This window comes from Mesorhizobium sp. B2-8-3 (assembly GCF_006440815.1).
Lineage (GTDB): Bacteria > Pseudomonadota > Alphaproteobacteria > Rhizobiales > Rhizobiaceae > Mesorhizobium.
Genome location: NZ_VFTW01000006.1, coordinates 281996 through 293333 on the forward strand (window position 1 = coordinate 281996; position 11338 = coordinate 293333).

10 protein-coding genes are annotated in these 11338 nt (G+C 63.4%); 9 read left to right on the plus strand and 1 reads right to left on the minus strand.

From position 1 onward, the window contains the following. Nucleotides 1–4 precede the first annotated feature (4 nt). The 8 genes from livM to FJ418_RS13065 all read left to right on the plus strand — a co-directional run bounded on the left by livM (nt 5) and on the right by FJ418_RS13065 (nt 10077). Nucleotides 5–1600: a high-affinity branched-chain amino acid ABC transporter permease LivM gene (livM, locus tag FJ418_RS13030; protein WP_140865908.1), complete on the plus strand. Its 1596-nt coding sequence runs from the start codon at nt 5–7 to the stop codon at nt 1598–1600. Then, a complete protein-coding gene (locus FJ418_RS13035) occupies nt 1600–3009 on the plus strand; it encodes an ATP-binding cassette domain-containing protein (RefSeq protein ID WP_140865911.1) in 1410 nt (469 codons plus the stop codon). Before livM ends, FJ418_RS13035 begins: the two co-directional genes overlap by 1 nt. After that, nucleotides 3009–3737, plus strand: coding sequence for an ABC transporter ATP-binding protein (locus tag FJ418_RS13040; RefSeq protein WP_140646542.1), 729 nt, complete (start codon nt 3009–3011; stop codon nt 3735–3737). Before FJ418_RS13035 ends, FJ418_RS13040 begins: the two co-directional genes overlap by 1 nt. A gap of 17 nt (nt 3738–3754) precedes the next feature. Continuing rightward, a complete protein-coding gene (locus tag FJ418_RS13045) occupies nt 3755–4102 on the plus strand; it encodes a DUF6867 family protein (RefSeq protein ID WP_140646543.1) in 348 nt (115 codons plus the stop codon). A gap of 136 nt (nt 4103–4238) precedes the next feature. Continuing rightward, the gene (locus FJ418_RS13050) at nt 4239–5357 is read left to right on the plus strand and encodes a branched-chain amino acid ABC transporter substrate-binding protein (protein ID WP_140646544.1); all 1119 of its coding nucleotides are present in this window, start codon (nt 4239–4241) and stop codon (nt 5355–5357) included. A 296-nt stretch (nt 5358–5653) separates the two neighbouring features. Beyond that, complete coding sequence (pyc, locus tag FJ418_RS13055; RefSeq protein ID WP_140865915.1) at nt 5654–9112, plus strand: pyruvate carboxylase; 3459 nt, start codon at nt 5654–5656, stop codon at nt 9110–9112. Between the two features lie 232 nt (nt 9113–9344). Next, entirely contained in the window at nt 9345–9605 is a 261-nt protein-coding gene (locus FJ418_RS13060) for a DUF2312 domain-containing protein (protein ID WP_095767239.1), read from the plus strand. A 22-nt stretch (nt 9606–9627) separates the two neighbouring features. Continuing rightward, nucleotides 9628–10077 carry a hypothetical protein gene (locus tag FJ418_RS13065; protein WP_140865918.1) on the plus strand — a complete coding sequence of 150 codons (450 nt, stop codon included), beginning with the start codon at nt 9628–9630 and terminating at the stop codon, nt 10075–10077. A 22-nt stretch (nt 10078–10099) separates the two neighbouring features. On the opposite strand, the gene FJ418_RS13070 is transcribed toward FJ418_RS13065, so the two are convergent. Beyond that, nucleotides 10100–10618 (minus strand): arsenate reductase ArsC, encoded by a 519-nt coding sequence (locus FJ418_RS13070; RefSeq protein WP_140704498.1) that lies wholly within the window; start codon nt 10616–10618, stop codon nt 10100–10102. Between the two features lie 160 nt (nt 10619–10778). Here FJ418_RS13070 and FJ418_RS13075 point away from each other — a divergent pair, with 160 nt between their 5' ends. Further along, complete coding sequence (locus FJ418_RS13075) at nt 10779–11120, plus strand: hypothetical protein (protein WP_140646548.1); 342 nt, start codon at nt 10779–10781, stop codon at nt 11118–11120. Nucleotides 11121–11338: the final 218 nt, after the last annotated feature.

Consider the following 11338-nt stretch of genomic DNA (forward strand, 5'->3'; position numbering starts at 1 on the left):
TCTCATGGCCGTTACCGTGTCTTCGGAGCGCGACACCGTCGCTACTCCAGTCCAGCGCGCTTTTCGCGAAGCGCTCTATGCAGGCGCCATCTCGCTTGGCCTGTTCGTGCTGTTCATCGGTCTCAGGACAGACCAGAACATCAGCAACGAACTGATCCTGGTGCAGCGCTGGGGCCTGCTGGCCATCGTGGTCATCGCCACTGCCGTGGGCCGCTTCCTGTATATCGCCTATGGCCAGCCCTTCGTGGCCAGCCTGAAGATCGCCGACATCGACACAGGCCTGCTGCCCGACACGATGGCGGCACGCTTCTTCAGGACGCCCTACTTCATAGCAGCGGTCGTTGTCGCAGCCTTGCTGTTTGTGCTGGCCGGCTCGCTCGACGGGCTGCTCGGACCCGACCTTGCCGGCTACGCACGCTTCGTGCGGGCGCTGGCGATCATCTATGCCATCGCCTGGGTAATGTATTACTTCCGGGCCTTCATCCACGCCCACTTCTCGGCGTTGGGCATCAGCGCGCTGGCGCTCTATCCGATCGTCGTCGTGCTGGTGCTTGCGCTGATGACAGGATCGATGGCGGGAGGCTTTCAGGGTTCTCTGAAGTGGGTCGACAATTTCGGCATACAGATCCTGATCTACGTGATGCTGGCCTGGGGGCTGAACATCGTCATCGGCCTCGCCGGCCTGCTCGATCTCGGTTATGTCGCTTTCTACGCTGTCGGCGCGTATGCCTACGCGCTGCTGGGCACGCATTTCGGCCTGTCGTTCTGGATCCTGCTTCCGGCCGCCGGCTGCATGGCCGCCTTCTGGGGCGTCATGCTCGGCTTCCCGGTGCTCAGGCTTCGGGGCGATTATCTGGCGATCGTGACGCTGGCCTTCGGCGAGATCATCCGCCTCGTCCTGATCAACTGGCGCGAGGTGACCAACGGCTCGGCCGGCATATCCGGCATTCCCAAGGTCTCCTTCTTCGGCCTGATGTCGTTCAACGTCTCTGATCCGAACTACATCGCCAAGGTGCTGCACATCGCCACATCGAGCGCCTATTACAAGATCTTCCTTTACTATCTGATCCTCGGACTCTGTCTTTTGACCGCCTTCGTTACCATCAGGCTGCGCCGGTTGCCGGTCGGCAGGGCGTGGGAAGCGCTACGCGAGGACGAGATCGCCTGCCGCTCGCTCGGCATCAACACCACCACCACCAAGCTGACGGCGTTCGCTACCGGCGCCATGTTCGGCGGCTTCGCCGGCTCGTTCTTCGCCGCACGGCAAGGTTTCGTCAGCCCCGAATCCTTCGTCTTCCTGGAATCGGCGATAGTCCTCGCCATCGTCGTGCTCGGTGGCATGGGTTCGCTGGTCGGCATCGCCGTAGCGGCGCTGGTGATGATCGGCGGCACTGAAGCGTTGCGAGAACTCGACTTCCTGAAGCGGGTCTTCGGTCCCGATTTCACGCCTGAACTCTACCGCATGCTTCTGTTCGGCATGGCCATGGTCATCGTCATGCTGTGGAAGCCGCGGGGCTTCGTCGGCAGCCGAGAACCGACAGCCTTCCTGAAGGAGCGAAGAGCGGTTTCAAGCTCCTTCACCAAGGAGGGGCACGGCTGATGAACGCGTCCCCTTCCTCGAAAGACTTCATCCTGCAGGTCGAGCATCTGTCGATGAAGTTCGGCGGCCTGGTCGCCATCGGCGACCTGTCGTTCCAGGCCAGGCGCGGCGAGATCACGGCGCTGATCGGGCCGAACGGCGCCGGCAAGACGACGGTGTTCAACTGCATCACCGGCTTCTACAAACCGTCGGAAGGCATGATCACGCTCAACCGGAACGACGGCTCGACCTATCTGCTCGAGCGCCTGCCCAACCACGAGATCCCGGCGCGCGCCAAGGTGGCGCGCACTTTCCAGAACATCCGCCTGTTCTCGGGCATGACGCTGCTGGAGAACCTTCTGGTCGCGCAGCACAACAAGCTGATGAAGGCTTCGGGCTATACGCTTCTTGGCCTCTTCGGCTTTCCGAGCTATCGCCAGGCCTCGGCCGAGTCGATCGAGCTCGCGAGGCACTGGCTGGAGAAGGCCGATCTCGTCGACCGCGCCGACGATCCCGCCGGCGACCTGCCCTATGGCGCGCAGCGGCGCCTGGAAATCGCGCGCGCCATGTGCACGGGGCCGGAGCTTCTGTGCCTCGACGAACCGGCCGCCGGCCTCAATCCGAAGGAATCGGCGGCGCTCAACGAGCTGTTGATGGGCATCAAGAGCACCGGCACCTCGATCCTGCTCATCGAGCACGACATGTCTGTGGTGATGCAGATCTCCGACCATGTCGTGGTGCTCGAATACGGCCGCAAGATCTCCGACGGCAATCCGCAGTCGGTGCGAACCGATCCGCGCGTCATCGCCGCCTATCTCGGCGTCGACGACGAGGAGGTCGAGACCGTGCTGACCGAAGTCGGCGACGAGGACGTCATCGAGCAGCTCGACACCGGGCCGGATGCGGCGCACGGACCGGGCAATTCCGCTTCAATGATGGCCGGGCCGGTTTCCGACAGCGTCGAACACGCCGACGAGGGCGAGCGGGTCACGGTGTCGAAGGGCGCCTCGAAAGCGGCGCAGGTCGATGCGCGCGCCGCGGCGATCGCCAGCAAGCCGATCGCGGCTCCGGCAGCGACGAAGCCGGCGGCGAAGAAGCCGGCCGCAAAAGCGCCGGCGAAAAAGGCAGCCGCAAAGGCCCCGGCCACGAAAGCCGGCGGCATCTCCAATCGCCTCGACGCGCCGCGTGGCGGCAAGGCGGACAGTCTGATCCGCATCAAGGGTATCGGTCCGGTCAACGAGCGCAAGCTGAACGAGCACGGCATCTTCCATTTCGACCAGATAGCGGCCTGGAAGAAGGCCGACATCGACGCGGCGGAGGCCTATCTCGCCTTTGACGGGCGTATTGCCCGCGAAGACTGGATCGGCCAGGCGAAGACGCTGGCGAAGGAAGTGGCGGCCAAGCCCGCGACGCGTGGAGGGCGTAAATAATGGCCGGCACAACGCTGCTCGACATCAAGGGTGTCGAGACCTACTACGGCAACATCCGCGCGCTGAACGGCGTCGATGTCAGCGTCAACCAGGGTGAGATCGTGGCGCTGATCGGTGCCAACGGCGCCGGCAAGTCGACGCTGATGATGACCATCTTCGGCGCGCCGCGCGCCCGCACCGGCACCATCACCTTCGCCGGCACGAACATCACCAAGATGCCGACGCATGAGATCGCACGCCTGCGTATCGCCCAGTCGCCGGAAGGGCGCCGCATCTTCCCGCGCATGACGGTGATGGAAAACCTGCAGATGGGCGCCAGCCTCGACAACCTCAAACATTATGACGAGGACGTCGAGAAGGTGTTCACGCTGTTCCCTCGGCTGAAGGAACGCATCGGCCAGCGTGGCGGCACGCTGTCGGGCGGCGAGCAGCAGATGTTGTCGATCGGGCGCGCCCTGATGGCGCGGCCGAAACTGCTTCTGCTCGACGAGCCGTCGCTTGGTCTCGCGCCGCTGATCGTCAAGCAGATCTTCGACGCCATCCGCGAACTCAACAAGACGCAAGGGTTGACCGTGTTCCTGGTCGAGCAGAACGCTTTTGGGGCGCTCAAACTCGCCACGCGCGGCTATGTCATGGTCAACGGCAATGTGACGATGAGCGGCACCGGCAAGGAACTGCTCGCCAATCCGGAAGTGCGCGCCGCCTATCTCGAAGGCGGACATCACTGAGATCGAGGACATCAATCATGCAAGGCATTATCTACGAAGAAGCCTCGATCTGGCAGTTCCTGTTCGTCACCTGCCTGCTTGGCGGCTGGGCGGCATGGATGACCGGCAAGGCCGCCGCTCAGACTTGGAGCACCTACGTTCAGCTGTTCTTCTACATGCTCGGTCTCGGCATCGGCATCAGGTTCATCCATCACGCCTTGTTCGACGGCACGATGTTCTCACTGCATTACTATATCATCGATACCATCGTGCTGATGATATTGGGCTTCCTCGGCTATCAATACACGCGCACCAACCAAATGGTCACACAGTATAACTGGCTCTATGAAAGAGCTTCCTTATTAAGCTGGAAACCGAAAGGTTGACGTTCACCATTACGCCGTTTCCGGCATGAATCGGCGTGACAAGTGCCTGAAAATCGGCATTCTATGCTTTCTGCGATAAGGGTGGGCATCGCATGAAAGTATCATCCACGCCCACTCCGTAAATGGGAGCGTTTCAATGAAAAAATCACTCTTGTCCGCCGTTGCGCTGACCGCGTTCGTCGCGTTCAGCGGCAGCGCGTGGGCCGCTGACATCCTGATCGGCGTCGCCGGTCCGATCACCGGCCCGAACGCCGCGTTCGGCGCACAGCTGCAAAAGGGCGCGGAACAGGCGATCGCCGACATCAACGCGGCGGGCGGCGTCAATGGCCAGCAGCTCAAGCTCGAGATCGGCGACGACGTCTCCGATCCCAAGCAGGGCATCTCGGTCGCCAACAAGTTCGTCGCCGACGGCGTCAAGTTCGTCGACGGCCATTTCAACTCCGGCGTCTCGATCCCGGCCTCGGAAGTCTACCAGGAAAACGGCATCCTCGAGATCACGCCGGCCGCGACCAACCCGAAGTTCACCGAGCGCGGCATGTGGAACACCTTCCGCACCTGCGGTCGTGACGACCAGCAGGGCAAGGTGGCCGGCGACTACATCGCCAAGAACTTCAAGGATGCCAAGATCGCCATCATCCACGACAAGACGCCTTATGGTCAGGGCCTCGCCGACGAGACCAAGAAGAACCTCAACGCCAACGGCATCACGGAAGTGTTGTACGAAGGCGTGAATGTCGGCGACAAGGACTTCTCGGCCCTCATCGCCAAGATGAAGGAAAACGGCGTCACGCTCATCTACTGGGGCGGCCTGCACACCGAAGCCGGTCTGATCATCCGTCAGTCGGCCGATCAGGGCCTGAAGGCGCCGCTGTTCTCGGGCGACGGCATCGTCTCCAACGAACTGGCTTCGATCGCGGGCGACGCCGTTGCCGGCACGCTCAACACCTTCGCTCCGGATCCGCGCAAGAATCCGGCCGCCAAGGAAGTGGTCGAGAAGTTCCGCGCCAACGGCTTCGAGCCGGAAGCCTACACGCTCTACTCCTATGCCGCGGTGCAGATCATCGCCCAGGCCATCGCCAAGACCGGCTCGGCCGACGACGCGCAGAAGGTTGCGGAGACGATCAGGGCCAACACCTGGAAAACCGCTATCGGTGACATCGGCTACGACGCCAAGGGCGACATCACCCGTCCTGATTATGTCATCTATGAGTGGAAGAAGGGCGACGACGGCAAGTACAGCTACTTCGAGAAATAAGCCGGCAAACCGTAAAGCAGGTCGTGAGATCTGCTTTAGCCTACGTTTCGGAAATGCCCGGCGCTCGCGCCGGGCATTTTCGTTTGCGGGTGGGGCCGACCGGAAAGCTCCGCGCCGCGCGCTCGGGAATGCCCGTCGGCCGCCCGCTGACGGTGTTCGAAGAACGGCAATAACAGTTTGACGCAAACAAGCGACTTAAATCGTTTTAGGTGTCGCTCAAATTTGTTTGCACTGCAGCATTTTCACGCTAATCATTGCGCCGGTTCATCTTCCCTTACGCTGCTGGAGCCCAGTCCTTGGCCATCACGAAGATCCTCGTCGCCAACCGGTCCGAAATCGCCATCCGCGTGTTCCGCGCGGCCAACGAGCTCGGCCTCAAAACCGTGGCGATCTGGGCGGAGGAGGACAAATATTCGCTGCACCGCTTCAAGGCCGACGAGAGCTACCAGGTCGGGCGCGGACCGCATCTGGCCAAGGACATGGGGCCGATCGAAAGCTACCTGTCGATCGAGGAGGTGATCCGGGTCGCCAGGCTGTCGGGCGCCGACGCCATTCACCCCGGTTACGGCCTGCTGTCGGAAAGCCCGGAATTCGCCGAGGCCTGCGCCGAGGCCGGCGTCACCTTCATCGGCCCGAAGCCGGAAACGATGCGCCGGCTGGGCAACAAGGTCGCCGCGCGCAACCTGGCGATCGAGGTCGGCGTGCCGGTCGTGCCGGCAACCGATCCGCTGCCCGACGACATGGACGAGGTCAAGAAGCTCGCCGCGACGATCGGCTATCCGGTGATGCTGAAGGCCTCGTGGGGCGGCGGCGGCCGCGGCATGCGCGCCATCCGCGCCGAGGCCGACCTCGCGCGCGAGGTCATGGAAGGCAAGCGCGAGGCCAAGGCGGCCTTCGGCAAGGACGAGGTCTATCTCGAAAAGCTGATCGAGCGCGCCCGCCATGTCGAGGTGCAGGTGCTGGGCGACACCCACGGCAACGCCGTGCACCTGTTCGAGCGCGACTGCTCGATCCAGCGCCGCAACCAGAAGGTCGTGGAGCGCGCGCCGGCGCCCTATCTCAGCGAAGAGCTGCGCCAGGAGCTTTGCGGCTATGCGCTGAAGATCGCGCGCGAGACCAGCTATATCGGCGCTGGCACGGTCGAGTTCCTGCAGGACGCCGACACCGGCAAGTTCTATTTCATCGAGGTCAATCCGCGCATCCAGGTCGAGCACACCGTCACCGAGCAGGTGACCGGCATCGACATCGTCAAGGCGCAGATCCATATCCTCGACGGCTTCGCCATCGGTACGAAGCAATCGGGCGTGCCGGCGCAGAAGGACATCAGGCTGAACGGCCACGCGCTGCAGTGCCGCATCACCACCGAGGATCCGGAGCACAATTTCATCCCGGACTATGGCCGCATCACCGCCTATCGCGAGGCGGCCGGCTTCGGCATCCGGCTCGACGGGGGCACCGCCTATTCCGGCGCGGTCATCACCCGCTTCTACGATCCGCTGCTCGAAAAGGTGACGGCCTGGGCGCCGACGCCCGGCGAGGCGATCTCGCGCATGAACCGGGCGCTGCGCGAGTTCCGCATCCGCGGCGTCGCCACCAACCTCACCTTCCTCGAAGCGATCATCAACCACCCGCGCTTCGCCGACAATTCCTACACGACCAGGTTCATCGACACGACGCCGGAACTGTTCGAGCAGGTGAAGCGGCAGGACCGCGCCACCAAGCTGCTCAACTACCTGGCCGATGTCAGCGTCAACGGCCATCCCGAGACGCGCGGCCGGCCGATGCCGAAGGCGAATGCGGCCGCGCCAGTGGTTCCCTATCTCAATGGTCACGTCCCGGATGGCAGCAAGCAGAGGCTCGATGCGCTCGGCCCGGAGAAATTCGCGGCCTGGATGCGAGAGCAGCGACAGGTGCTGGTCACCGACACCACGATGCGCGACGGCCACCAGTCGCTGCTCGCTACGCGCATGCGCACGCATGACATCGTCGGCATCGCCGGCACCTATGCGCGGGCGCTGCCGCGGTTGCTCTCACTGGAATGCTGGGGCGGCGCCACCTTCGACGTCGCCATGCGCTTCCTCACCGAGGACCCGTGGGAGCGGCTGAGCAAGGTGCGCGAGGCGGCGCCGAACCTTCTGCTGCAGATGCTTCTGCGCGGCGCCAACGGCGTCGGCTACACCAACTATCCCGACAATGTCGTCCAGCATTTCGTCCGCCAGGCGGCGAGCGGCGGCGTCGATCTGTTCCGCGTCTTCGACTGCCTGAACTGGGTGGAGAACATGCGGGTCGCCATGGACGCGGTCGGCGCCGAGGGCAAGCTGGTCGAAGCGGCGATGTGCTACACCGGCGACATCCTCGATCCGGCCCGCGCCAAATACGACCTCAAATACTATGTCGGGCTGGCCAAGGAACTGGAGGCCGCCGGCGCGCATATCATCGCCGTCAAGGACATGGCCGGCCTGCTGAAGCCGGCCGCGGCGCGCGTGCTGTTCAAGGCGCTGCGCGAGGCGACCGACCTGCCGATCCATTTCCACACGCACGATACGTCAGGCCTCTCGGCGGCGACGGTGCTGGCGGCGGTGGAGAGCGGCGCCGACGCCATCGACGCGGCGATGGATTCCTTCTCCGGCAACACCTCGCAGCCCTGCCTCGGCTCGATCGTGGAGGCGCTGAAGGGCACCGAGCGCGATCCCGGTCTCGATCCGCAGTGGATCCGCCGCATCTCCTTCTACTGGGAAGCGGTGCGCAACCAGTACGCCGCCTTCGAGAGCGATCTCAAGGGACCTGCCTCGGAAGTCTACCTGCACGAAATGCCGGGCGGCCAGTTCACCAACCTCAAGGAACAGGCGCGCTCGCTTGGGCTGGAGACGCGCTGGCATGAGGTCGCGCAGGCCTATCACGACGTCAATTTGATGTTCGGCGACATCGTCAAGGTGACGCCGTCGTCCAAGGTGGTCGGCGACATGGCGCTGATGATGGTCAGCCAGGATCTCACCGTCGCCGATGTCGAGAATCCGGCCAAGGACATCGCCTTCCCGGATTCGGTCGTGTCGATGCTGCGTGGCGATCTCGGCCAGTCTCCGGGCGGCTGGCCGGCAGCGCTGCAGAAGAAGGCTCTGAAGGGCGAGAAGCCGATCACCGTTCGGCCCGGCTCGCTGCTGAAAGCAGCCGACCTCAAGGCCAGCCGCAAGGACATCGAGACGAAGCTCGACCGCAAGCTCTCGGAATACGAGTTCGCGTCGTGGCTGATGTACCCGAAGGTGTTCACCGACTTCGCCGCGGCGCAGGAGACCTATGGGCCGGTGAGCGTGCTGCCGACGCCGACCTATTTCTACGGCATGAAGTCGGAAGACGAGATCTTCCTCGACATCGAGAAGGGCAAGACCCTGGTGGTTCGCTGCCAGGCGTTCGGCGATGTCGACGACAAGGGCATGGTCACCGTGTTCTTCGAGCTCAACGGCCAGCCGCGCCGCGTCAAGGTGCCGGACAGGGCGCATGGCGCATCCGCCACCAAGGCGCGCCGCAAGGCCGAGCCTGGCAATGAGGGGCATGTCGGCGCGCCGATGCCGGGCGTCGTGTCGGCGCTTGCCGTGGCGGCCGGACAGGCGGTCAAGGCCGGCGACGTGCTGCTGTCGATCGAGGCGATGAAGATGGAAACCGCGCTCCACGCCGAACGCGACGGCGAGATCGCCGAGGTGCTGGTCAAGGCCGGCGACCAGATCGATGCGAAGGATCTCTTGATCGCCTTCAAATGAGGTGTGTCGATATTCAGGCGAGGCCGGCCTGCAAACGGCGGCTTCCCTGCGCTTCCCGGTATCCGCCATTTTCGACTCGGCCTGACCTGAATATCGGCGCACCTTAAGATGTGCCCAGCCGTCCGCAGCCGCTCGACAAGTGTCTTGACCCGCCGCGTCCGCTCGGGCAGGGAACCCGCTCCAATTCGCCGTGGCGGGAATCGCCATGGCTCCAGAAGACGCGGAGAGAAAAATGGCCGACGAAATCACCGAGACCAGCCAGACTGTAGCCGCCGGCCAGCTGCGCACCATCATCGAGCGCATCGAGCGGCTCGAGGAAGAAAAGAAGACGATCTCCGACGACATCAAGGATGTCTATGCCGAGGCCAAGGGCACCGGCTTCGACACCAAGGCGATCCGCACGATCGTGCGCCTGCGCAAGAAGGACCAGGCCGAGCGCCAGGAAGAAGAGTCGATCCTGGATCTCTACAAGGCCGCCCTCGGCATGGCGTAAGCCTCATGGCCGGAGGCCGGCCATGAACGAATTCGACTTCGGCGGCCGTCGCGCCTCGGAGTTCCGCCATCGCGGCTTCTGGGCGCTGTTCGCCGAACGGCACCCGCAAGAAAGGGGAAGGCTCGCGCGGCGCGGGCCGTGGTTCTGGCAGCGCGGGCTGCCGGACTTCGCCCTGGTCCTTTCGATGTATGTCGCGCCGGCGCAGAACCATGTCGGCGTCTTCTTCGGGCGCAATGAGAAGTTCGGCGCCACGGAGTCCTGGTCACGGCTGAAACCGTTCCAGCCGGCGATCGAGGCCAGGCTGAAGCTCAGGCCCGAACAGAGCTGTGAAGGTCTCGGCATCAACTCGATGTGGCGGGTGAACTGCTACGCCGAGGACAACTGGCCGGCCATGACCGACTGGCTGGTGAGGGAATGCTCACGCTTCGAAGAAGCCGTTGTCGAGGTGCTCGGAGACGAAGGCCTGCCGTAAGATTGACCGCCTACCGCTGCGCTTACGCGCCTTCAGCCCGCCGCCGCCCATCGCGGCCGATCTCATCCAGACGCTGCTGCAGGGCCAGGTGATCGAGCGATGTTATCGGCAGGTTCGTGAACAGCGCGATGCGGTTGCCCACCATGCGATAGGCCTCGGCGAAAGCGAAATGCTGCTCGGCTTCAGTGCCACTGGCCTTGGAGGGATCGGGGACAGCCCAAAGCGCGGTCATCGGATGGCCTGGCCAGACCGGACAGCTTTCATTCGCTGTGGTGTCGCAGAGGGTGAAGACGAAGTCCATCTTCGGTGTGTCCGGCCCTGAAAATTCGTCCCAGCTCTTCGACCGGGCAAACGACGTGTCGTGGCCCATGCTCTCCAACAACTGAATCGCATGGGGATGGACGGTGCCTTTCGGTCGCGAGCCAGCAGAATAGCCCTTGAAGCGGCCGGCCCCGAGCTTGTTAAGTATGGCTTCGGCCATGATCGAGCGGGCCGAATTGGCATTGCAGAGAAAGAGAACGTTGTAGACCTGATCGCTCATTCCGAACTCCTGGGTGTTGCGGCGAAAACGACAGAATACGATATGGGTCACGTGTCTGTGATCGTACAGGTTTTGGCGGCGGATTCTGCGGCATCAGCATCAAATTTCGCGGCATCATCCCGCCGAAACCCCCGGCGCTCCGCTCAACGAGGCTTGATTGATGGGTGACTTCGACTCCACGGGCGTGACAGCGCTAATCGATCACAAAGCCGGCTTCTTGCGCTCACGCTGGAGGGGCGAAGCGCCGCTCGACCGGCTGTTCTGGCGCGACATGCTGCTTGTCGGGACGATCTTGAGCGTCGCCTCTTCGGCGCTGGCGCTGGTCCTGCTTGGGCTGAAGCTGCCGCTCTGGCTGGTGCTGGCGGTGCATTTCCTCCCCGTTCCCTACACCATCTTTCTGACGGTCGCCGTCTGGCGGACCGCGGAGAAGACCGGGGGTTTCAAGGCGCAACTGATGATGCTGGGTTCCGCGCTCTGGCTGATCGCGACGGCCATCGTCTAAAGCGCGTCGCGTCGAAACGGATTCACGCGACGCGCTTTAGGTCGTTGCTTGATGCATGTCGTTGTCGCAAAACTGGAGTGCGCCCCTGGGGGTGGACAATGATCAGGCCGCTGTTTTGCCAGTCTGCCGGATGTGTTGATCCTCGAACTGCTGCGGGCTCAGATAACCGAGCGCTGAATGAAGTCTGCGGGTGTTGTAAACCTCCTCTATGAAGCGGG

What these genes read in the sequence shown, in the direction of transcription:
- livM (WP_140865908.1), top strand. Translation starts at nt 5, where the DNA reads ATGGCCGTTACCGTGTCTTCGGAGCGCGACACCGTCGCTACTCCAGTC.
- FJ418_RS13035 (WP_140865911.1), top strand. Translation starts at nt 1,600, where the DNA reads ATGAACGCGTCCCCTTCCTCGAAAGACTTCATCCTGCAGGTCGAGCAT.
- FJ418_RS13040 (WP_140646542.1), top strand. Translation starts at nt 3,009, where the DNA reads ATGGCCGGCACAACGCTGCTCGACATCAAGGGTGTCGAGACCTACTAC.
- FJ418_RS13045 (WP_140646543.1), top strand. Translation starts at nt 3,755, where the DNA reads ATGCAAGGCATTATCTACGAAGAAGCCTCGATCTGGCAGTTCCTGTTC.
- FJ418_RS13050 (WP_140646544.1), top strand. Translation starts at nt 4,239, where the DNA reads ATGAAAAAATCACTCTTGTCCGCCGTTGCGCTGACCGCGTTCGTCGCG.
- FJ418_RS13060 (WP_095767239.1), top strand. Translation starts at nt 9,345, where the DNA reads ATGGCCGACGAAATCACCGAGACCAGCCAGACTGTAGCCGCCGGCCAG.
- FJ418_RS13065 (WP_140865918.1), top strand. Translation starts at nt 9,628, where the DNA reads ATGAACGAATTCGACTTCGGCGGCCGTCGCGCCTCGGAGTTCCGCCAT.
- FJ418_RS13070 (WP_140704498.1), bottom strand. Translation starts at nt 10,618, where the DNA reads ATGAGCGATCAGGTCTACAACGTTCTCTTTCTCTGCAATGCCAATTCG.
- FJ418_RS13075 (WP_140646548.1), top strand. Translation starts at nt 10,779, where the DNA reads ATGGGTGACTTCGACTCCACGGGCGTGACAGCGCTAATCGATCACAAA.